General features: G+C 42.2%; 17 protein-coding genes and 2 pseudogenes. 3 read left to right on the plus strand and 16 right to left on the minus strand.

Features of this window, described 5'->3' with window-relative positions; all coding sequences use genetic code 11:
* Positions 1 to 441: 441 nt before the first annotated feature.
* Positions 442 to 648 (plus strand): helix-turn-helix transcriptional regulator, encoded by a 207-nt coding sequence (locus ACTWPM_RS17585; RefSeq protein ID WP_443134299.1) that lies wholly within the window; start codon positions 442 to 444, stop codon positions 646 to 648.
* Positions 649 to 684: 36 nt separating this feature from the next.
* On the opposite strand, the gene ACTWPM_RS17590 is transcribed toward ACTWPM_RS17585, so the two are convergent.
* From ACTWPM_RS17590 to ACTWPM_RS17630, 9 genes are all read right to left on the minus strand, one after another.
* Positions 685 to 1566 carry a COX15/CtaA family protein gene (locus tag ACTWPM_RS17590; RefSeq protein WP_443134300.1) on the minus strand — a complete coding sequence of 294 codons (882 nt, stop codon included), beginning with the start codon at positions 1564 to 1566 and terminating at the stop codon, positions 685 to 687.
* 108 nt (positions 1567 to 1674) lie between these two features.
* Positions 1675 to 2229 carry a hypothetical protein gene (locus tag ACTWPM_RS17595; RefSeq protein ID WP_443134301.1) on the minus strand — a complete coding sequence of 185 codons (555 nt, stop codon included), beginning with the start codon at positions 2227 to 2229 and terminating at the stop codon, positions 1675 to 1677.
* 149 nt (positions 2230 to 2378) lie between these two features.
* A complete protein-coding gene (locus ACTWPM_RS17600) occupies positions 2379 to 4205 on the minus strand; it encodes a gamma-glutamyltransferase family protein (RefSeq protein ID WP_443134302.1) in 1827 nt (608 codons plus the stop codon).
* A 13-nt stretch (positions 4206 to 4218) separates the two neighbouring features.
* Entirely contained in the window at positions 4219 to 5475 is a 1257-nt protein-coding gene (locus tag ACTWPM_RS17605) for a CapA family protein (RefSeq protein WP_443134303.1), read from the minus strand.
* Between the two features lie 13 nt (positions 5476 to 5488).
* On the minus strand, positions 5489 to 5938 hold the full coding sequence (pgsC, locus tag ACTWPM_RS17610; RefSeq protein ID WP_014644287.1) for a poly-gamma-glutamate biosynthesis protein PgsC: 450 nt from the start codon (positions 5936 to 5938) through the stop codon (positions 5489 to 5491).
* 32 nt (positions 5939 to 5970) lie between these two features.
* Complete coding sequence (gene pgsB, locus ACTWPM_RS17615) at positions 5971 to 7245, minus strand: poly-gamma-glutamate synthase PgsB (protein ID WP_443134304.1); 1275 nt, start codon at positions 7243 to 7245, stop codon at positions 5971 to 5973.
* Between the two features lie 1104 nt (positions 7246 to 8349).
* Positions 8350 to 9189 carry an ABC transporter ATP-binding protein gene (locus ACTWPM_RS17620; protein WP_443134305.1) on the minus strand — a complete coding sequence of 280 codons (840 nt, stop codon included), beginning with the start codon at positions 9187 to 9189 and terminating at the stop codon, positions 8350 to 8352.
* A 440-nt stretch (positions 9190 to 9629) separates the two neighbouring features.
* A complete protein-coding gene (locus ACTWPM_RS17625) occupies positions 9630 to 10817 on the minus strand; it encodes a PDZ domain-containing protein (protein WP_443134306.1) in 1188 nt (395 codons plus the stop codon).
* A gap of 85 nt (positions 10818 to 10902) precedes the next feature.
* Positions 10903 to 12408: a S41 family peptidase gene (locus ACTWPM_RS17630; protein ID WP_443134307.1), complete on the minus strand. Its 1506-nt coding sequence runs from the start codon at positions 12406 to 12408 to the stop codon at positions 10903 to 10905.
* 317 nt (positions 12409 to 12725) lie between these two features.
* Here ACTWPM_RS17630 and phnX point away from each other — a divergent pair.
* Both phnX and ACTWPM_RS17640 read left to right on the plus strand, forming a co-directional pair.
* Positions 12726 to 13539: pseudogene (phnX, locus tag ACTWPM_RS17635) on the plus strand (phosphonoacetaldehyde hydrolase).
* 33 nt (positions 13540 to 13572) lie between these two features.
* A pseudogene (locus ACTWPM_RS17640) lies at positions 13573 to 14684 on the plus strand (2-aminoethylphosphonate--pyruvate transaminase).
* Between the two features lie 12 nt (positions 14685 to 14696).
* Here ACTWPM_RS17640 and ACTWPM_RS17645 read toward each other — a convergent pair.
* The 7 genes from ACTWPM_RS17645 to secA all read right to left on the minus strand — a co-directional run bounded on the left by ACTWPM_RS17645 (position 14697) and on the right by secA (position 22664).
* On the minus strand, positions 14697 to 14840 hold the full coding sequence (locus ACTWPM_RS17645) for a hypothetical protein (RefSeq protein ID WP_443134308.1): 144 nt from the start codon (positions 14838 to 14840) through the stop codon (positions 14697 to 14699).
* Between the two features lie 56 nt (positions 14841 to 14896).
* Positions 14897 to 15583 (minus strand): cell division ATP-binding protein FtsE, encoded by a 687-nt coding sequence (gene ftsE / locus ACTWPM_RS17650; RefSeq protein ID WP_443134309.1) that lies wholly within the window; start codon positions 15581 to 15583, stop codon positions 14897 to 14899.
* A gap of 526 nt (positions 15584 to 16109) precedes the next feature.
* Positions 16110 to 16529 carry a cytochrome c551 gene (gene cccB / locus ACTWPM_RS17655; protein WP_443134310.1) on the minus strand — a complete coding sequence of 140 codons (420 nt, stop codon included), beginning with the start codon at positions 16527 to 16529 and terminating at the stop codon, positions 16110 to 16112.
* Between the two features lie 46 nt (positions 16530 to 16575).
* Complete coding sequence (locus tag ACTWPM_RS17660; protein WP_443134341.1) at positions 16576 to 17415, minus strand: YitT family protein; 840 nt, start codon at positions 17413 to 17415, stop codon at positions 16576 to 16578.
* Positions 17416 to 17654: 239 nt separating this feature from the next.
* On the minus strand, positions 17655 to 18536 hold the full coding sequence (gene galU, locus ACTWPM_RS17665) for a UTP--glucose-1-phosphate uridylyltransferase GalU (RefSeq protein ID WP_443134311.1): 882 nt from the start codon (positions 18534 to 18536) through the stop codon (positions 17655 to 17657).
* Between the two features lie 402 nt (positions 18537 to 18938).
* Positions 18939 to 20046, minus strand: a protein-coding gene (gene prfB / locus ACTWPM_RS17670) for a peptide chain release factor 2 (RefSeq protein ID WP_443134312.1) whose coding sequence is annotated in 2 segments (ribosomal slippage) — positions 18939 to 19973 and positions 19975 to 20046 — 1107 coding nt in all. Because the reading frame shifts where the segments join, the coding sequence is not laid out codon by codon here.
* Between the two features lie 101 nt (positions 20047 to 20147).
* Positions 20148 to 22664, minus strand: a complete 2517-nt coding sequence (gene secA, locus ACTWPM_RS17675; RefSeq protein WP_443134313.1) for a preprotein translocase subunit SecA — start codon at positions 22662 to 22664, stop codon at positions 20148 to 20150.
* Positions 22665 to 22723 lie beyond the last annotated feature (59 nt).

The raw sequence follows: 22723 nt of genomic DNA on the forward strand, positions 1-22723 counted from the left end.
GTTAGAATACACGTACACGCAACTCCTTTTCTGCTTGTTTCTCGTCAATTCAAGTGTAGTAAAGATTGGAGCTTGCGTGTTTTTTTATACTAAATTTTTATCTACCCCAACAAATATTTTAGAGCCTCAATAAAGCGCAGGGCAAGCAATGTTACTATCATTACTGGTTTTAACTATTGCTATAATTATCTTAGGGAAAGTGATATTCTCCCTTTATAAGGAGATGAAGATCGGGATTCCTTTTAATGACGAACGTTCGAAAAAGCTTAAACTCTTCGCTGCGGGGCACGCATATTTTTATTCTTTATTTCTATGGATCGTCTTGTTCGCATTTAAAAAATATTTTCAAACAGACGACCTACTAATAATCGGCCTCGGGAGTATGGTCTTCCTTTTAGCATTTTCGTGGTTAAAGATTAAAAAACAGAGCGGAACGATGGAATGAGAACACGGATAAAAGAATTTCGAGCCAGGCATGACTTAACGCAAGCGGATCTTGCACGAATGGTCCATGTGAGAAGGGAGACTATCGTTTTCCTTGAAAGAGGAGAATATAACCCTTCTCTCAAATTAGCTGCTAAAATTGCTTATCAATTCCGGGAACCAATAGAAAATGTTTTTCTTTTTGATGAAGAAGAGCTCTATTGAAAAAACCTCGCTGTTACAGCGAGGTTTTTTAATAAGTTAAATACGTTTCTTTTGCAGCTTGAACCAGTAACCGCCCAAAATGCTTGCACCAATAACCATTGTGACCGTTGAAAGAATCATGTGAATAGATGAGGCTACCACTACGTTGCCGGTTACCACAATCACGAATCCTACAACTGCATTCAATAGCAGTGAAAAAAGATAGAGCCAAGATAAAGTTACATGATATTTAAATTTAGAAGCGTATATAACGAACCATACCGCTGCTACTAAAATCACGATTGTTGCTACCCAGTGAAGAGAATAAACCATGTTAGCAATCGATTCACTTCTGATCAGATATTCGACTGCGGGTATATCGAGCATGACATTACTTGCACGACTGTGTTTGAAAAAAGCTCCTAGAATTACTTGCATGACATAGATACTGAAACCTATTATAAACGTTCTGTAGCTCATGGATATAGTGGACCAGCTTGTCCGTTCCAGCTCAATTTTCTTCTCATGAAGACTATAGCTTAAGAGGACAAGTACAATCAATAGAATTTGACTGAACGTAACATCAAGCGTTGTGAAACCTGGAGGCGTACCCAGCAAAACATTGAAACCTCCAACTAATGACTGAAATACCAGCAAGCCCAGACTCAATATGGCTAGAATAAGCACGGACCTCCGCTTACGGTGTTTAAATATTGCACCGACTGCATTGATGAAAGTAAGCATGGCGAGTAAAGGAACCATTAAACGGTGTGAATATTCTATAAGAACGTGATAATCAGTAAAATCAGGTATGACTGAACCATTACAGAATGGCCATGACGTTCCGCACGCATCCCCGGAATTTGTCGCCACAACAAGATTTCCAAGAATAAGAGCGAGGAACGTAACAAACGTAGTTAAAATTGAAAATTTCTTCATCGTCTTACCCTTTCTCTATATATAATGACGATCGTCAATACATTGAAGCATTCATATAAAATCATATCATGAAAGTCGAATAATAGAGAATGATAAACCCCATCATGCTCATGAACTTTTTGTGAACGAACGCTTTTTTCGGATTTTCTTCACAATTAAATAAATAAGAGAGAGTAGAATGAGCAGGGTATTAATCAAAGAGAAGATTCCAGCGTAATGTTCATTATCCCAATAAGATACCTTGCTTCTGAAAACATATGAGCTGACTGGATAAAATAAAGGAACGGCATCCTCTACATGAGTGAGCAGATCGATAACTACGTGCCCAAGCCACCCATAGATTAGAGCAGTCCATTTCGTGAGCTTATGCCCCTTCCAAACGAGGATTATAGCAAATACCACGGTCCATATAAACATAGAATGACCAGCCTGTCGAAGAATACTCACCACTGGATGGTCAAATAAATCGTGAACTATGCCAAAAAGTGATCGTAAAGGGGCAGGATCATTTAAGACCTGCCAAGCATTACGAGAAATACATAAATATAAAAACATCACATAATAAACAATATCCGGTAAAATACTTCCAAATATAAACCATCCGGTGTGCTTATGTTTTCGGCTTACAAAAAAAGTCCAGTATCCGTGATGAAGTGTATTCATTTCATCACCTCCCCCTTCTGCTTGTTTCATACTCTTCTGACAAGCTGTAACTATAAAACAGAAAGTATAGGAAAATGACAACTGTATTTCAAGAAAAAGCCCACCTTACAACAAAAGGTGGGCTTGATTTACTCAGCTACTCTTTTTCATTAATTACCAGAATCATTGGCAATTTTCCATGTTCCAAGACGTCTCGGATCTCCACCGCCATACATCTGGGTCACGTCCTCATTTGTACGAATACCAAGACCCTGGATGCCTCCATAGAAAACGGGAGAGTCATGGGTGATGACAGAATAATCCATTTCACTTCTCAAACGGTTTACAGCTCCTTGATCCACCATGTTTTCCAAGTGGACAACATTATCTTCTGTATAGAACCGTGAACGGCTAATGGCTTGTTGAAGTGTAAGTTTCTCGCCTTCCTCCGTCACTCCATATTCGTACTGAATTAGAGCCTGAAGAAGCATAGCAGGAATCCTTGATCCCCCCGGAGAGCCAATTCCAAGAACGGCACGCCCGTTTTCCGCAAAGACTAATGGAGATACGAAAGAACGAGGCCTCTTACCAGGCTCATAATCGTTCATAGCGCCATCTACGGTGTCAAAGTTGCTCATCTGATGGTTCATAAAGAACCCTTCTATATAGCGTCCAGAACCAAAGAATTTCCCGAGTGAGTTTGTGGCAGAGACCATCATGCCATTCTTATCCACTACGACAAAATGTGTGGTATTTCTAGAATCTGCTTTTTCGCCAGGGGAAGTAAGAATTTCAGATGAACTGGTAAGCTCCTGCCCACCTACATCAAATTCTTCTTCAAATAGTTCCTTAGAATAACTTTCAGACGTAAGATTCTCCTGATTTATATCCACAAACTTAGGATCACCAAGTGTATGAACACGATCGGAATAAACTCGATTCACTATCTTGTTCACTAGGTGAATGTAAATATCTTTATACTGAGGCTGATTTACAACCTCCTGCATATTTTCTGGCATGTTTCCAGCTAAAAAGGCAGGAAGTTCTCCATTTTCATTTTCAAATTCTGTGCGCAGTACTTCTTCCAAATTATTTTCTAATGTTTCAAGCATTTGAAGAGCCTGAATAACAATAATACCGGAAGTTGGTGAAGATCCTGCATAAACTTGTTGACCTTTAAAGTCACCTGAAGGAGCCACACGCTCCTCAACTTCATAAGATGCCAGGTCATTAGGTCCGAAGTTGACCTGTTGTTTAATCTTCTCAGCTATTTCACCTTGGTAAAATGCTTGCGGTCCGTTTTCCTGAAGCGTTTTAAGCGTGTTTGCCAGTTCATCCTGTATCAGTGTTTTATTCATCTCTAATGCCCGACCTTCTGGATAAAACTTATTAGATACCGCGGGATCTTCATTTCCGCTTTGGATAAATCTTCTGGAGTTTTGAAGCTGTTCGTGAAAGATCCGGCCAACTTTCACGCCATCTTCACTATGTGTCACTGCGTCATCTAGCAGCGTGCTCCAATCCATATTACTACCGTAATCCTCATAAATGGCACCCATCCCTTTAACAAATCCGGGCACCGCTATATCTCTATCAGGTCTCGCACCGCTTTGAGGCGCAGCTTCTCTATAGTCGTAGGTTTTAGCACCTTCGCCAGGTTCATGTACAATCATCTGGCCGCCGCCACCCATTCCTGATCCGTAAGGTTCAACAACATTTAGAACAAACGATACAGCGATTGCTGCTTCTGCTGCGTTACCGCCTTCGTCCAACACCTTCATTCCAGCTTCTACCGCAAGCGGGTGAACAGCACTTACGCCGTAAACTTTAGAAGCATTTTCACCGTCTGCGTTGCTTACTTCAACTGTTTCTGATCGATCTTCTACCGTATAAGGTTCACGAAACTGGTCGAATTCTTCTTCAAAATAAAAATTCCATCCAACCAGGCCGATAAAGACAATCGCGGCAATGGTGTACGTGATTTTCAAATAATTCAAGGCACCAGCCCTCCTATCCTTCTATTACTCCAGCTTTTTTCAAATCAATAACTAATCGGTCATCTTCCATGCGCCAGTACTCATTGTCCAACTCCTTACGAAGCGTTCGGAAAATACGGAAGTCTCTTAAAGGCTTCAAGAGTCCATTCGTTTCCCGTGGACGTGTATCGGAAATTTGCATGGGTACAAAGGAGAGCTCAGCTCCACCATCTGTTAGAAAGTCCATTTGAGCCATAGTCGAATCCCTGGTTCTTGTCCATCCCTGGTCAAAAACGAAGTTACCAAGACTATTCATAACAATCGCTGTGTTTCCATTATCCTGAGGGTTGTTCGGGTCACCTTCAACTTGCACACGCGTGACAGGCTCAAGCACGTGGGGATGGTGTCCAATGATGACATCAGCTCCCATATCCGTCATTAGGTAGGATAAAGTCTCCTGCTCCTGGCTCGTGCCTCCTGCGTATTCATCCCCCCAGTGGGAATGCACCATAACCACATCGGCGTTTTCATTCGCTTCTCGAATGCGTTTTTGCAAAACGCCCAGTCCAGAACCGGTGAGAACCCCTCCGACGTATTCATTTGCACTATATCCTTGTACATAAACATCCGTAAAACCAAGGATGGCTATCGTTCGGCCATTTGCTTCATAATAGTGAATTTTACCAGCATCCGTATGCTTCTCTTCTTCAGGAAAAAGATCTTCAGAAGGGTCCAAAGCTTTCCCTATCCCGAGTAAGTCTATATCCAGAGGCCCCATATTCTTAATAGTTTCCTCCAGAGATAGACTTCCATAGTCCATCGTATGGTTATTAGCCAAATTCACAGAATCAAAGCCGGCCTTCGCCACAGCTTCTCCTGCTCCTTTGTCGGAATATAAGTGAATAGCTTTATTACGCAGCTCGAAGTCCTCCATGGTATCTTTTACTTGAGGATTATCCGCATCAATAACTGGGTTTTCAAAGTTACCTGTTGTATGATCCGATTCTTCAATATAAGGCTCTACATATTCAAACACTCGGCCAATCGGCTCACCACTTCTTTCAGCAGCTTCACGGACGTGCCGGCCAAGCATCATATCGCCCACCATCGATACCCTATACTCCACATCATCTGGTCTTGTATCCCCTGGCATTGGTGGTCGGTCGATCCATTCATGGCCAAAAAAAGGAATAGCCAGTAGAGCCGCAACAATGAGCGAGTGGGGGGCAGCTTTTTTCTTGTGCTTTTTAGTCCATACTTTCATTTTGTACTTTATATCATTCTCGTTCATAAAAAATGCTCCTCTAAATCAAGTTATAAACTGTAATGGCCACAAACGTAAGGAAGGCAATGACAAATGTAGCACTAAAGGTAGGAAGTACTCCCTGTTTTTGGATCGAATTCGCTATAAGTCCCGGCACAATAACCCCTATCCCCCGGAGTTCCATCGTAGGAAATGGGGTTAGCGGATACAGATAGTCCATTGACATCTTCATCAAAACACCCACTGTAAGCATAGCCGCAAATTTACGACGTCCATAAAGCACAGTAAATCTAGAAAGCACCTGTGAAACTATTAAATACGTTAATAAACTAATTAATCCTACTACTAATACATACATAACCTGATCAAAAATCAAAGCTACATATCCCGGGACGACCAAACCAGCTGGTACTACCCCTGTTTTCTCAGAGTATAATAAACTCAATAACACACCTACAACTATTGCAATATATAAATCTGTACCGAACACGACAACTCCAACTCCTTTAGCGGTATTTCACTTTACTTATTTGTTTGAAGAGTTCTTTCTTCATAAGCTTCTTCTGTGATGGTATGGCTTTCTTCTTCTTCCCAGCTTGTTTGATAGTCTGATAGAGAAGGCACGATTTCAAGGTCCTGAATCGCAGCTGCCAATTCTTCTCCTCCACCTACAATATTTCCTATTCCATAAATGACACTATTACCAGGCAGGTCTTGCAAGTGTTCTACAATAACTTCTGCAGACTTATTCTCCAAGTTGATCAGGTTCGAAGCCGATATGCTGCCCTCATTATAGGCGTTTATAACAGGATCTACGGTTTCTCCCATTACAATCAGGTTATCCATGTCAATATGCGGCAGTACTCTCTCAGCAAAATCAATCGTACGTTCGACTCGGTCGCTACGGCAGTTCATAATGACGGTCTTTTCCTCCGTAGGGTAATCCAATTCCTGAATTCGTTCCCAAATGTTTAAGGTGGAGGTGATATCGTTCGCAGCAAATCCATTAAAGAAGTACTTAGGAGCACGTTTTTTACCGAATCTGTGCACACGCATAGCACCAGGGTCGACAGGTGCACTCAGCATGCCTCGAAGGGCTACTTCCCGGTCAATTTCCAGAATGTCAGCAACGGCAAGCGAAAGTGCCGCGTTCTGAGGGAAGATCATGAACGGGAATTTCTTTAAATATTCTTCTTCGAACAGACTTTCATCCGCAACTACAACTTTTGAATTACGGCGTCGGGCTATTTTCTCAAAATAACCTTTGTATGGTGTATCAGGGATTACTACATGTCCATTATGGGGAATAGTGGAACTAAAGGCTTCCGCAATGTCATCCAAAGTTGGCCCCATAACATCCATATGGTCTTCAATTACGTTAGCAATCACTGTGATATTTGCTTTGACGAGGCGCTGTTGGAAAATCCTTTGATACTCTGGATTTACCGCCATACACTCACTGACAAAAGCATCCGCTCTTCGCTTTACCACTCTTTTCGCCATTGTCTTCTGCTCACTAATGTTAGGTCCTTGCAGACTTCTGACAATTGGCTCCTCTTCTTCCTGATCCCAGTAGAACATACGGGCGGAAGTTCCTGTGGTCTTACCGGCTACCCTTCTGCCATCTTCCTTCAAAATTCCCATGATAAGACGGGTAACCGTGGATTTCCCTCGTATTCCATTAACCAGAATACGGGTAGGGATTTTTTTCAAATTCCGGTCATGAGATGATTTTTCTCTCAAACCAATGACTAGGACTATCACTGCAAAAATAGCCAAATAAACGATTTCCTCCACTACTTTTCCTCCTTAAATTTCCTTTCTTGAATGTAAGACGCTTTTTTATTACCTTATGTAATAAGCTAATATTCTCTATCTACGTCCCATGAAAGTATAGATAATATTCCATACCCTATTAAACATTTTTCAAAAGGAATTTTCAAAAGTTTAATGATTGTTTAGATATAATTTATTTTATAAAAACTACGACTCCCAGGTCCCTAACAAATTCTAGAAAATCATACGCCCTGGAGTCCCTCTACGCCCAATTGTCGTGTTTAAAACGTATAATACGCTTTTCAACGTCCAATCCGTTATGGATAAGATCCAAAACTCTACAATAAGCAAGCAAAAGAGAGACAGATTCGTTACTTACTTTTTCTTCAACCAGCTAATGGATCAATCCGTCCACTTGACGAAATAACCTGTTCGGCGCTATTGGATGCATTGAATTACAGTCGTGTAACATATTTCCCCGTTGTGCTAAATGAGCTAGTGAACCAATATGAAAAGCTTCTCCCCTGTGAAGAGTCACTGCTTCGGACGAAAAACACCATTTTTCAAACTCATTCATCAGCTTATGAGTACGCACAAAAAAACTGGGATACAGCAAAGAAGAAAATTCCTTCTTCTCAAGTAACCCTTGGGACATTGAGGCGCGGCTTTCTTTGGTTTTTACTGCCCGGTTAACCATGCTAAGCAGAAATGACCATAAATTGGTACAAAGGCCTTCCCACACCATAACTGATTTAAACCGAGCACCGCAATAGGAACAAGCGATCTGGTACATGTAATGGTTCCCAGATCTTCCAATTCATAAAATCTAATAAATCAAACATCATCTAATCCTTGAGCAATTCTATCATCTCTTGTCAAGATCAATGCCTTTTCGGTCATCAACTTAAAATAGTTTAACAGATTTAGAATAACATACCCAATATGATTATTTACGCTACACATTTATGCCATTGCATGATCGCCTCATTCACGTAAAACCGATACCATTAGGCATCAACATACATATCATACCATTTCCCAACAATAATTCTACACCATTCTACAAAAAGGTGAAACAAAAAAAGCAATGGAAATGTTTTTCCATTGCTCTCACATTTTCTTAGCTTATCCAATTGTTGACTGAGGCGTCTGTGCTTCCGCCTGTGCCTGCTTAATCAAGCAGCGGCCTTTTCCGTGCGGGATGCACATCGGTGTGCCAAAAAGAGGATCTTGCCTGACATCACAATTCATTTCAAACACGTGCTGCATTAAATCACAAGTAATGACTTCTTCAGGCTTCCCTTGTGCATAGACAGTCTGATCTTTTACAGCAATTATATGATCAGCATAGCGGCAGGCAAGGTTGATATCATGAAGAACCATTACCACAGTTCGTCCATTCTCCTGATTCAAGTCAAATAACAAATCCAAAATTTCAATCTGATGTGTCATATCAAGATAAGTGGTAGGCTCGTCGAGTAAAAGGGTATCGGTATTCTGAGCAAGGGTCATAGCAATCCAGGCACGCTGGCGCTGTCCTCCGGATAAAGAATCAACCGTACGCTCTTTCAATTCCATTAAATTAGTATCTTCTAACGCTTTATTCACCGCATACTCATCGTCTTCAGACCAGCGCTTTGCAAAACCCTGATAAGGGTAACGCCCTTGTTTAACTAATTGATAAACACTTAGACCTTCTGGAGTAGTAGGGCTTTGCGGGAGAATTGCCATTTTTTTTGCAACTTCTTTTGTACGCATTTTTGAGATATCTTCACTATCAAGCACAACTTCTCCTGATTTCGGTTTCAGCAGGCGGGCCATTGAACGTAGTAAAGTAGATTTACCACACCCATTACCTCCGATGAGTACGGTAACCTTTCCTTTCGGAATGCTGATATTCAAAGAATCTATAACGACGGAATCCCCATAACCCAAGGTCAGGTTGTTAGCCAACAGTGTATCCATAATCTCGAACTCTCCTTTTTCTACCCATTACGAAATCTCTATCTGTCTGTTGGTAATCTATAATTTCATAGAACTTTTTATATAAACGTGTCTAATATTTCTTTCATTTACTAGTTTATGTGCATTCAAGAGCTCTGTCAATGAATTTGAGAATCATTTTCACTTTGTTGGATGGTTACATTGTATGAATTTAATTCACTATTCAGACTAAAAAAGTCAAAAGCCCTTTTAGTAAGGACTTTTGACCTTCATTTAAATTGAAAGAACATTTATAATTTTCATCCGTGCTTGATTAATTAGGGACTTTCTCAGCCTGGCGCCAGAGAAAAAAGCGGTCCATCTGAACCCCTGTTCGGATTTTCACAGTGTCTAGTGCTTCTTATACCCTCGAAATCGGAAAGGTAGAATTACTCTAAAACACAAATATATGGAAAATACTTCTAATAAACACTGACTGATTTCTCACGATGCGGAGGTTCGACAAAAACCAGTCCCAGTTCGTAATGTTCACCTTCATAGAGGGGGCGCTGAACATAACGGTTCTCACCCTGTACATCATGAACTTCGATTTTATTGAAAGCTGCGTTTTCCTGCAGAGCTTCATAAAAATCATTTTCCGTACGTACTTGCCTGTTATTTACTCTTATAATTAGCTCCCCGGGTGAAAGGCCCATTTGTGCCGCAGGGCTTTTCGGAATGATCCCAAGGATAAGGAGTCCCTGCTGACTGGCTGAGAAAAACGGCTGGCGCTTCTCGCCTGACAAGTGCTGAAGCCGAATCCACGTACGTCCTAAAAGACTAAGCACTACGGCCACCAGGGATAAAATCGGTAAAAACAGGCTGCCTATAGCCAAACTTAACACTAGAAGGGCCAAAAAAAACGTCCGGCGCCCGACAATTTTGGCTGCCTTTACAGGTAATTGGCCACGCGCAATCCACTCCCAGCCGGTTAAAAAAGGAATGAGAATTAGGCCAAAACTTTCTTCACCGATACCAAAAAGAGGCCACCAAGGAGCAAACGGTTCAATAGATCCAGCAGGAAATAGAGCAAAAAACGGAATAAGTGCAAGCTTTCTGCTGCGGTGCTGTCCAATCCACATCCCTCTTCTTCCCATTACCCGCTCCGGGAAAGTTGATAGTGAAGACGTCCTTAGCATAAGAATGCCTTCCACAATCAAGAACCCACTGATGAGAAAGGGCAAAGCCATCAGCGGTGTGTCCACAAAAGGAGAGACCCATGATGACTGCTTTATACTTTCCGGTAAGTATGGAAGAAAATATATGATAAGGTACGCCGCTCCAAGTGTATAGGCTGCAGAGTACCAGTTGGATCTTAAAGGGAGACTTAGAATCAGCAGAACTACGGCTAGGAGAAACAATAGTGGCAGAGAAAGAACGATTCCGCTGCCGACGGCAAAAACGGACAAAATAACTCCAGCGGCTATAGATGTGCCTAAGGTACCGCTCCATTCTGAAAAGGCATCATAAATACGCGTTCCAAACTGCCTGCGCTCGCTTTTAATACGGCGCCTCGTTAAAATTAAACCTATTATAATAGCTATATAAAGGAGTGGCTGTGTAAACACACGGCCCGCTCCTTTGACGATTTCCATAATCCAGACTTCCAAGATCATTCTCCTTTCCAATCTTAACAAAAAAGTCCGCAGTCAAAGACTACGGACATTATTTCCAGAACTAAGAAGGAATCCCTGTTTACTCGAACAGGGCCTCCACAGCTTTATCCATTTGACGGTCATTTTCTTCCTTGCGTACTTCTTCTACGATTGCTTCTTCCAGCTTTCCTCCCGTCTTTTCGTCTACATCTCCTGTAGCTTCTAGTCCGTTTTCAGCTTGGAAAGCTTCTACTGCAGATTTTGTACCCTGGCTGAAATAACCATCCGTCCGTCCTGGTTCATATCCAAGACCTTTCAGCATCTTTTGTATGTTTTTCACTTTTTCATTATTATCATTATACTTCAGCTCTTCTTTAATTTCGACCGGATTCGTATAGAAGTAGGATGGCTGCTTCACTTCTATCGTAGGCTCAATTCCTTTTTCATGAACCCAGTTCCCGTTAGGAGTCAGCCATTTGTACAAGGTCAGTTTAATTGTACTTCCATCCCCCATCGGAATTGCTTGCTGGACGGTTCCTTTTCCGAAACTCTTGGTACCTACAAGCTCATACCCTCCAGCTTCATTCATGGTTGCGGCAAGGATTTCCGAAGCAGAAGCACTACCCTCATCCATCAAAACTATGATTGGATACTCTTTCTTCTCTTTGCGATCAGAGAAGTAACGGGATTTCTCCCCATTCCGGTCTTCTACTTGGACAATAGGCTTATCGTCAGTAATAAATTCTTTTAAAATTTCCTGAACATCTGTAAACAGCCCGCCTGGATTGCCACGGACATCTATGACCAGTCCGTCCATGTTATCTTTCTCCAGTTTAGTTAAAGCTTCGTGGAATTCCTCTGAAGTTTTTTCAGAGAAAGAGGTAATTTCTATGACGCCCACTTTTTTCCCGTCGACTTCCTTCGTATTGGAGTAAACCGTTTCAAGCGGAATATCATCACGGACGATATCAATGGTTACTGGCTCACTCACGCCTGGACGATCTACCTGAAGGGTAACCTCTGTGCCTTTCTCACCACGTATTTTCAAGACCGCTTCGTACAAATCGAGGCCCTCTACACTTTCTCCATCCACTTTCAAAATTTGATCGTTTGGTTTCAGTCCGGCTTCTTCGGCTGGTGATCCTTTAATCGGAGCCACAATGGTAACTTTGTCATTAACCATGCTTACTTCGGCTCCGATCCCTTGAAAAGAAGATTCAATGGATTGATTAAACTGCTTCATCGTTTCCTGATCCATATAAACGCTGTACGGATCTTCAAGTGTGTCCAGCATGCCCTGCACAGCACCCTCTATCAATTTATCTTTATCTACTTCATTCACATAGTTTTCTTTAATTGTACTGAATGCCTGCTCTACTTTTTCTAAATCCGTATTCTCCGACTGATCTTCTGTTGATTTGTTCTGTTCTTCCCCCGATGCACTTCCGGGACCGTTAGTGTTTTGATCGGCATTGGTTAATTGTTCTGACTGGGAGCTTTCCTGCTCCCCGTTAGCGAAATATTCTATTCCTATATAAGAACCGGCAGCTCCCAATAGGACCGCAAGCACCATGAGAAGTGCTACGTAACGCGGTTTTATATTCATCGCATTCACCCTTCTACTTTTAATTTCCCTAATGTACCTATCCTAGCAAATGTATATGTGTACCGTAAATCTGAGTTTCCTTCCTGCTTTAAGTTATGCCATTAATCTTGCAGGCATGTCTATCTAATTATAGGAAATATTGATACTTTTTTCTACTAGATTCGAAAAACAAATATACAATCACCGAACATAACCATACAAATTGTTAACTTGCGGCTAACATAAGTTTTACAAAGAAGCGTTACATTGAATCTGCAGCACTAGGTAAAGAGAAGAAAAAACTATTCGCAACTATCTTAAAGAAAGGATGCATACTTATGACCCCCTATATAAAAGGTGTGATTTTTGACTGGGCTGGGACTACCGTTAATTACGGTTGTTTTGCACCCGTTCAAGTTTTTATGGAAGTCTTCTATAAACGAAAAGTTGCCATTACTAATGAGGAAGCCCGTGCTCCAATGGGTCTATTAAAAATGGATCACATTCGTGCGATCTGCGAGATGAACCGTGTTAAAACTGCTTGGAGAGAGGTTCACTGGAAAGAATCCTGAAGAAACAGATGTCAAAGCTCTCTATGACGATTTCGAACCGACGCTGTTCCGTATTCTGAATCAATACGCAGATCCAATCCCAGGCGTGCTCGAGGTGGTGGATCACTTAAAAAATAAGAATATTAAAATCGGCTCTACGACAGGATACACGGGAGATATGATCGAAGTTGTCGCACATGAAGCCGCTCAGAAAGGATACATACCGGATTCGATTGTTACGTCCACTGACGTTCCTGCAGGCCGCACCTATCCTTGGATGTGCTTTCAGAACGCAATTAATCTGGATGTCTATCCAATGCTTCATATGATTAAAGTTGGGGATACCACAAGCGATATGCAAGAAGGTGTGAACGCCGGAATGTGGACGGTTGGTGTTGTAAAAGGAAGCAGCATCCTCGGACGGACAGAAATTGAAGTAGAAACGATGGATTCTTTCCAACTACATCAGGAGATCAAAGAAACCGCACAAGTTTTGAAAAATGCTGGAGCGGACTATGTAATAGAAGATATAACTGAGCTTCCTGAAATCGTCGAAACGATTAATAAGCGGTTAAACGCTAGCCATGTAAGCTACGCCTGAGCGTGTATTTAAGATAAAGAAAGGAGATTAGTCATGGAAGATCACTATTTATATTGACTCCCGGTCCTCTGATCACAACCGACACAGTTAAAGAAGCTATGCTTAGCGACTGGTGTACGTGGGACGACGATTACAAGTCGCTTGTCCAATCCATCCGGCGTGATCTCCTGGAAATAGCGGGATTATCCGAAACATTGTACACTTCTGTTCTTATGCAAGGAAGTGGAACATACTGTGTGGAGGCTGCTATCGGGACGATCGTGCCCCAAAACGAAAAGCTGCTTGTGATTGTAAACGAAGCTTACGGCAGAAGGATGGTCACTATTTCGGAGCGTTTAGGAATTATTACCGTCCCTTTTTAATGCAGCGAGACGGAACACCCTGACCTTGTTCAGCTAGCCATGGCTCTTGAAAAGGACACGGCGATTACCCACGTGGCTCTCGTCCATTGTGAAACGACCACGGGCATGATGAACCCTCTGAAAGAAATTGCTTCTATTGTAAAGCAGTACAATCGTACCTTAATTGTAGATGCGATGAGCACTTTTGGCGGGGTACCTATGGATTATAGATGGGATGGATGTCGATTACTTAATCAGCAGCGCCAATAAATGTATTCAGGGAGTACCGGGATTCGGATTTGTATTAGCGAAAAGAGAAAAATTGAATGGCTGCAAGCATCAGGCCCGATCCCTTTCTCTGGATATATATGACCAGTGGAGAGCCATGGAAGAACAAGAAGGTAAATGGCGCTTCACCTCGCCCACCCATACCGTCCGAGCTTTTAAGCATGCATTAGATGAATTGCGCAATGAGGGCGGGGTTGATATACAGCCAATCAGCATACCCTTGTCCAAGGAATGAGAGATCTAGGTTTCACGCCCCTTTTACCAGAAGAAAAACAATCACCCATCATCACACCGTTTTACTACCCTGATGATTCTAAGTTTGTTTTTGCCGCATTTTATAAAGAGTTAAAGCAAAAAGGATTCGTCATCTATCCTGGAAAAGTTACTGACCACGACACATTCCGGATCGGCAATATTGGTAATGTTACACCAGAGAATATAAAGCATCTGCTCACTGCCGTACAAGAAAGTAAATATTGGGACAACATTCTCTCCTTTAAAAAAAGAAAGGATTGACTAAATAAGCACTTATACAGTGACCATGACCTCAAGCTGTTGATCCCGGGAGATTAGTTCAAGTAGAAAATGAAGCAAATAATCATAATCCTTAAGTCCTAATCCCTTACTCAACAGGGGAGAAAGGGACCCCATCTTAGTCTGTAGAGCCATCATAAAAAGCACTCCTTTTTAAAGGAGTGCTTTTTCTTTGTCTACCATATAAATATAAACTAATCCTCATACCCGTAATTGCCACGAATTTCATCTCGCACGACCATTCCATCCTCAATAGCAATTACACGACGGGGAATTGTGTTCACTATTTCCCGGCTGTGTGTAGCCATTAAAATAGTGGTTCCGCCTGCATTTATTTCGTCTAATATATGCATAATTTCCCATGAGGTTTCGGGATCCAGGTTCCCTGTCGGCTCATCCGCAATTAAAATTTTCGGACGGTTTACAATCGCACGTGCAATGGAAACCCGCTGTTGTTCGCCACCAGACAGCTCATCAGGAATAAAACGTGCTTTGTTTCTTAAGCGTACCTGATCCAATACCTCCATCACTCGTTGCTTAATGTTCTTTTTGGATTCTTCGATCACTTCCAGGGCAAAAGCAACATTTTCATAGACCGTTAAATTTGGGAGCAATCTGAAATCCTGATACACCACGCCAATCTGGCGGCGCAGCAAGGGTATCTTGCGCTCTTTCATCGTTGAAGTATTCATATTTATTACATTAACATTTCCTCTGGAAGGCTTTTCTTCCCGGTAAATCAATTTCGTGAATGTCGACTTACCCGCACCACTTGGTCCTACTACATAAACGAATTCACCTTGATCTATTTGGATATCCAGACCGTTCAGAGCCGTAACTCCATTGGGAAATGTTTTATAAACACCTTTCATATCTATCATATGACGATCACCTTAGTCTCTTTTTTTTGTTATTCCTGTCGTCTCTTGTAAACAAGTTTATTATAACATTTATATTCGATAAATTTAGACAAAAAATATTACATTTCCTTTTCAATTTGGGTAGTTGCTTTGAAAGACTGCTCCTTTAAACGTTGTGATTGATTTTTTATAAGGGGCTTATTCAAAACTTCAGGGACCGATTCTGCAAGACTGGATTTAAAGTTATTTGGGAGGGTATTGGGCTTGAGATGGACGATCCGTTTTCCACTTCCCTGCGTGACAGGAACGTTTCGAATGTGTAATCGCCCAGAAAGATCTGGCCATCAAGAGGGTTGGAGTTGTTCAATCCTCTTGATGGCCAGCTTATATATCGAGTGGATGGGTGGGTGAAGGAATAAGACGAGTTTAATCCTACCCAATCCTAATCTTTTTTTATCATCACAGCCTTTACCTTTTAAGGTTAATAAGGAGATTTAGCTAAGCCAAAAAAAAGCCCGGCACTCTGCCGGACTTTTCAACCTTTATGTTATTCCATAGTAGCGAGCCAATCCGCGACAGATTGAGCATCTTCGTCGGATACCTGATTTTGAGCTGGCATTTGCCCTTTACCATTTTTGATAATATCTACAATTTTTGCTGCATCATATTTAGCTCCTACTTCGGTCAGGGCTGGGCCAAAGCCGCCACCCAATTCACCGCCGTGACAACTGGCGCAGCTGTTCTGATAAACTTCCTCTGCAGCTGCCGTATCAACTGTCCCGTCCCCGGATCCGCTCTCAGAACCTTCTCCACCACTGTCCTCTGCTGATTCTCCAGAATCCTCCTGGGAGCTCTCATCGGTCTGTTCTTCAGAGGTATTATCTTCAGATGAACCCTCGTCGCCACCACCGCAAGCTCCAAGTACAAGTAACATAGCGAAGAATAAAGAGAATAGTAATTTTTTCATTTCGCTTCCCCCTATAAAAATTAAGTATGGGAATATTATAACCTTCCTATCCGGTTTTGAAACCCTCACCCAGCACTTCCGTGGCATTCATAGCCACAACGAACGCCCCAGGGTCTACCACTTTTACCGTTTGTGTCAATTTGGTGAATTCATTCTGCTGAACAACACACATCACAACACGACGTTCTTGATCGGTATAGCCTCCCGCACCGCTTAACACGGTAACACCCCGATCGATTTCCTTAAAAATCGCCTGGCGTACATCATCCACCTGCTCTGTAATGATCATAACGTTCTTGGAAGTATTTAAGCCTACTTGTACAAAATCGATCGTTCGGCTAGTGGCAAATAACCCAATCAATGCGTATAATCCTTCTTCAAGGGAAAACACAAGGGCTGATGTTAAGACAATCATCCCATCCAGTAATGCGACACTAATTCCCAGCGGAAAATGAGTGAATTTATGCAGCACTTGAGCAGCTAGGTCAATTCCACCCGTAGAAGCGCGGCCCCGGAACACAATTCCAAGTCCTAGCCCTACACCCATACCCCCAAAAATAGCTCCAAGCAGTGGATCTGGTGTAGCAGGTTCTAAGTTACTTGTAAGCAGGACAAATAATGGCAGCGTAATCGTACCCACAAAAGATTTAATACCGAAATTTTTACCTAAGATGACTACTCCTATAATAAATAAAGGAATATTAAGTATCCATTGCACAATCCCCGGTTCCCATCCGAATACGCCCTTTGTGATTGTACTGATACCGGCTACACCGCCAGATGCTATGTTATTCGGTAATAAAAATACATTAAAGGCTAATGCCACAAAGAAAGAACCTAAAATTACGAAAGCAAACTCCATCGTATGCCTTAAAGCCGGCGGCATCGGCTCTCTTCGATATTTTTTTGCCATCATCATAATCCTTTTCCCCCTGCGAAAACCTGTTTCATTTCCGTTCATTTATTTTTAGCGATAATTGTAACCGATGTACGTATAGTAAACCTTATGGAGTATATCACTGCCGCGACTTACTGTAAATGAGACTGAAATAACGTATTAATACGGTAAAGGAAGAGATTATAAATTAAAAAAAGCGGAAAGCCTGCCGGCTCCCGCACGTTTCGCTATCCGTGGAAGGATTTCTGCTGTTTGACGATATTTTCAACCAACTCATAAACGTCATCACGCATGTCTTCGCGCTCCATTGCTAGAGCTAGGGTCGTCTTAATAAATCCAAGCTGATCCCCAACATCGTAACGATCGCCTTTAAATTCATAACCGTACACTGGCTGTTCCAAATTCAGACGCTCAATAGCATCGGTAAGCTGAATTTCCCCGCCTGCTCCAATATCCTGTGTTTCAAGCATGTCCATAATTTCAGGCGTGAATACATACCGCCCGATAATAGCAAGGTCAGAGGGGGCTTCTTCGACGGAAGGCTTTTCCACAAAATGCTCCACCTGATAGCGTCGGCCCTCCTGGTTCTTTGGCGCAATGATTCCATACCGGTTTGTCTCATCGTGCGGTACCTTTTTCACCCCGATAACCGAAGAATGGGTTTCTTCAAATTGATCCATCAACTGTTTCAAGCACGGTTCATCCGAGCGGACGATATCGTCTCCAAGGAGAACCGCGAAAGGATCGTCACCAATAAACTTACGCGCACACCAAATGGCATGACCAAGTCCCTTGGGTTCTTTTTGCCGAATATAATGAATATCCACATGTGCAGACTGTTTTACTTTTTCAAGCAAATCAATCTTCCCTTTTTTATACAGGTTTTCTTCCAGTTCAAATGCGTGGTCAAAGTGGTCCTCAATGGATCGTTTGCCTTTTCCAGTTACGATAATGATGTCCTCAATCCCTGACTCGATCGCTTCTTCCACAATGTACTGAATTGTCGGCTTATCTACAACAGGAAGCATTTCTTTAGGCATCGCTTTTGTAGCAGGGAGGAACCTGGTCCCCAGACCTGCTGCAGGAATAATTGCTTTTTTCACTTTCACTGTTTGTCCACCGCCTTTTAAATGTGTTACCTATCTTCATCATAGCAAACATTCTTATAAAAAGGTAGTTCGTACGGCCAAGATTTTCCGTCTAAAAAAGCTCTGTTTAGTTTCAGTATTTTATCGATAAGCTCCCGTTTGTGTAAGACTTGATTTCGAAATATTGGTTATGAGAAAAGTCCTTCGGGGGACGATTTCTCTTTCCGACCCTGCGTCGTGCAGGGCCATAGGAAAGCGAGTTATTTACCCACCAGCCCTTTGCCAACTAACATAACGGACACGAGTTATCTCGTAACTGAGTCTTCAACACTCCGGCCCTATAGCGTAATAAGCCTTTGATGAGAAATTAACTACAAAATTTAACAAAGCAAAAAAAGAGCCCTTTAATAAAGGCTCCTCCTTTTAAGATGCATCCATTTTGGACCGTAAGAATGAGTTAATAAATTTATCAAGGTCGCCGTCCATAACGCCTTGTGTATTTCCAACTTCCATATTGGTGCGATGATCCTTCACCATGGAGTAAGGGTGGAAGACATAAGAACGAATCTGGCTTCCCCAGCCGATTTCCTTCTGTTCGCCCCGAATCTCGTCCAATTCCTGTTGTTGACGTTCGATCTCGAGCTGATAGAGTTTGGCTTTTAACATTTTCATAGCCTGTTCACGGTTTTTTATTTGGGAACGTTCGGATTGACACGTAACGACCGTATTTGTCGGCTGGTGTGTAATCCTTACTGCAGAATCAGTGGTATTCACATGCTGCCCGCCCGCACCGCTGGAACGGTAGGTGTCGATCTTCAAGTCTTCTGTATTGATATCAATATCAATTTCATCATTGAACTCAGGCATCACTTCGCAGGATGCAAAAGATGTGTGACGGCGTCCGGATGAGTCAAACGGGGAGATCCGTACCAGGCGATGTACGCCTTTTTCAGCCTTTAGATAACCGTAAGCGTTATGACCTTTGATCAGCAAGGTTACACTTTTAACTCCAGCTTCATCGCCCGGCAGGTAATCCATGGTCTGTACGGAAAAACCTTTTCTATCTGCCCAACGGGTGTACATGCGGAGCAGCATGCTTGCCCAATCCTGAGATTCAGTCCCACCTGCGCCCGGGTGGAGTTCAAGAATCGCATTATTTTTATCATAAGGCTCGCTTAGAAGAATGTTCAGTTCAAACTGATCCAGATCTTTTTTTAATTGCTGTACCTGCTCAACTAAATCTTCTCTAAGATCTTCATCATCTTCTTCTTTGACTAGTTCATAGGAAACTTCAAGGTTTTCATGAGTTTCCTCATGTTCTTCCAGGGTATGAACGAGATTTTTCAATCCATTTACTTCATCTATAACTTTTTGCGCCGTTTTTTGATCATCCCAAAATCCCGGCTCTGTCATTTCTTCTTCTAATTCAGCAATACGGGTTTTCCTTTGATCAATGTCAAAGAGACCCCCTGAAGTCAGCTAGTCGTTCAGCTGTATTGTTTAACTCATGGCGTACGTCTGCCATATCCATAATAATCACTCCTATTAATATCTGCTTGCTTAAAACTTGTTTATTTTTGCTCGGTTCTTAGACAAGGGAAGACACTCCCATAACGAGAGTGCCTTACTTCCTTATTTTCCGTGACAGTTCTTGTATTTTTTACCGCTTCCGCAAGGACATGGGTCATTCCGCCCCACATTATCTGCTTTCACATACGGCGTGCGTTTTTTACTCTCTTTACTTTCTTCTCCATCGCTTGAGACAGCTTTTGCTCCCTGAGCGACTTCCTGACGCTGCAAGTTATTACGGATTTGAGCTTTCATTACGTAACGGGCAACTTCTTCCTCAATATTTGCAACCATCGTTTCGAACATGCTGAAACCTTCAAATTGGTATTCACGAAGCGGGTCATTTTGACCGTATGCACGAAGGTGAATCCCCTGTCGTAGCTGGTCCATCTGATCGATGTGATCCATCCACTTCTGGTCAACAGTTCGAAGAAGAATTACTTTTTCGAATTCACGCATTTGATCTTCCGTTAGCTCTTCCTCTTTTTCATCGTAACGCATTTTAACCTTTTCAAGAATCAGTTCTTTCATTTCTTCAGGATCCTTACCTTTCAGATCCTGAACGGTAACGTCGCCTTCTTCAAGAAGGTTGGCGCGCATATATTCAACGATTGCTTCAAGCTCCCAGTTTTCATCCTCTTCCTCACTAGTATGAACTTGTACATTCTGCTCCACAGTACGCTCAATCATTTGTTCAATGATTGAACGCAGATTCTCAGATGTAAGCACATCATAACGCTGTTTATAAATTACTTCACGCTGCTGGCGAAGCACATCATCGTAGGAAAGGATCGTTTTACGAGCATCAAAGTTGTTACCCTCTACACGTTTTTGTGCTGATTCTACAGCGCGGGAAATCATTTTACTTTCGATGGGCTGTGAATCATCCATACCTAGACGGTCCATCATGCTTCGAATATTGTCAGATGCGAACCTCCGCATCAATTCGTCATCCGTAGCCAGATAAAACTGAGACATACCAGGGTCACCTTGACGTCCAGAACGACCTCGCAGCTGATTGTCGATTCGGCGGGATTCGTGACGCTCTGTACCAATAACAGCAAGACCACCCGCTTCTACTACTCCATCTCCAAGTTTTATGTCAGTACCACGACCGGCCATGTTGGTAGCAATCGTAACGGCGCCTCTTTGGCCGGCATTCTCAATGATTTCCGCCTCACGGAAGTGATTTTTGGCGTTCAGAACGTTGTGCGGAACGCCAGCTTTTTTCAGATAACGGGAAATAATTTCTGAGGTTTCCACAGCTACCGTACCTACAAGAACAGGTTGTCCATTTTCATGACGCTCTTTAATATCTTCCACAACCGCTTTAAATTTACCGTCTGATGTTTTATAAACAAGGTCTGCTTTATCATCACGGATAATTTCACGGTTTGTCGGAATTACAATAACGCGCATGTTGTAAATATTCAGGAATTCCTCTTCCTCTGTCTTCGCCGTACCTGTCATTCCGGAAAGCTTCTCGTACATACGGAACAAATTCTGGAATGTGATAGATGCGAGTGTCATGCTTTCATTCTGAATCTCAAGGCCTTCTTTTGCTTCGATTGCCTGATGAAGACCATCACTGTATCGGCGTCCTTTCATAAGACGTCCAGTAAATTGGTCAACAATGACTACTTCTCCTTCATCAACCACATAATCCGTGTCCCTGTGCATAGAGGTGTGAGCTTTTAAAGCCTGATTTATATGGTGGATTAAAGAGACGTTAGAAAGATCAAATAAATTTTCGATCTTGAAAAAGCGCTCGGCCTTATTGATTCCTTCTTCTGTCAGCTGAACATTTTTTGTTTTCTCATCGTACGTAAAGTCCTCTTCATGCTCCAGTAAACGCACGAAAGAGTTTGCAGATTGATAAAGATCAGCTGATTTGGAAGCCGTACCTGAAATAATTAACGGGGTACGCGCTTCATCAATAAGAATCGAATCTACCTCATCAATGATGGCAAAGTGAAGCGGACGCTGCACCATCTGCTCTTTATATAGCACCATGTTGTCACGCAGATAATCGAAACCGAACTCATTGTTCGTACCATAAGTAATATCTGCAAGATAAGCTTCGCGCTTTTCGTCTTTGGACATCCCATTTAAATTTAATCCTACTGTTAATCCTAAGAAATTGAAAAGCTCTCCCATCTCTTTAGCATCACGGCTCGCCAGGTAATCATTGACCGTAATAATATGAACACCTTTTCCTGTGAGAGCGTTCAAATAGGCAGGCATGGTAGAAGCCAGTGTTTTACCTTCACCTGTTTTCATTTCAGCTATATTCCCTTCGTGCAACGCAATGGCACCGTCCAGCTGTACTTTAAATGGACGCATACCGAGCACACGCTTGGAACCTTCACGAACGACAGCGAAGGCTTCTACTAATAAATCATCTAATTTTTCACCATTTTGGTATCTTTCTTTAAATTCATCGGTTTTCTGACGAAGTTCATCGTCAGATAAAGCTTCATATTCAGCTTCTAAAGCATCGATCTCCTCGGCGGTTTTATCAAGACGCTTTAGTTGACGAGAATTACCATCGCCAAATATTTTCTTTAAAGTTCCTAGCATTGCAACCGCTCCTCTATTGGTTTCGAATCTTCGGTTGGTTAGTTTAATCCATTTATTAT

This window comes from Halobacillus sp. K22, assembly GCF_052246795.1.
In the GTDB taxonomy this organism is placed as follows: Bacteria; Bacillota; Bacilli; order Bacillales; family Halobacillaceae; genus Halobacillus.

What these genes read in the sequence shown, in the direction of transcription:
- ACTWPM_RS17595 (WP_443134301.1), bottom strand. Translation starts at nt 2,229, where the DNA reads ATGAATACACTTCATCACGGATACTGGACTTTTTTTGTAAGCCGAAAA.
- ACTWPM_RS17620 (WP_443134305.1), bottom strand. Translation starts at nt 9,189, where the DNA reads ATGGATACACTGTTGGCTAACAACCTGACCTTGGGTTATGGGGATTCC.
- ACTWPM_RS17585 (WP_443134299.1), top strand. Translation starts at nt 442, where the DNA reads ATGAGAACACGGATAAAAGAATTTCGAGCCAGGCATGACTTAACGCAA.
- ACTWPM_RS17645 (WP_443134308.1), bottom strand. Translation starts at nt 14,840, where the DNA reads ATGATGGCTCTACAGACTAAGATGGGGTCCCTTTCTCCCCTGTTGAGT.
- ACTWPM_RS17605 (WP_443134303.1), bottom strand. Translation starts at nt 5,475, where the DNA reads ATGAACGAGAATGATATAAAGTACAAAATGAAAGTATGGACTAAAAAG.
- secA (WP_443134313.1), bottom strand. Translation starts at nt 22,664, where the DNA reads ATGCTAGGAACTTTAAAGAAAATATTTGGCGATGGTAATTCTCGTCAA.
- ACTWPM_RS17630 (WP_443134307.1), bottom strand. Translation starts at nt 12,408, where the DNA reads ATGAATATAAAACCGCGTTACGTAGCACTTCTCATGGTGCTTGCGGTC.
- ftsE (WP_443134309.1), bottom strand. Translation starts at nt 15,583, where the DNA reads ATGATAGATATGAAAGGTGTTTATAAAACATTTCCCAATGGAGTTACG.
- cccB (WP_443134310.1), bottom strand. Translation starts at nt 16,529, where the DNA reads ATGAAAAAATTACTATTCTCTTTATTCTTCGCTATGTTACTTGTACTT.
- ACTWPM_RS17590 (WP_443134300.1), bottom strand. Translation starts at nt 1,566, where the DNA reads ATGAAGAAATTTTCAATTTTAACTACGTTTGTTACGTTCCTCGCTCTT.
- ACTWPM_RS17660 (WP_443134341.1), bottom strand. Translation starts at nt 17,415, where the DNA reads ATGCCGCCGGCTTTAAGGCATACGATGGAGTTTGCTTTCGTAATTTTA.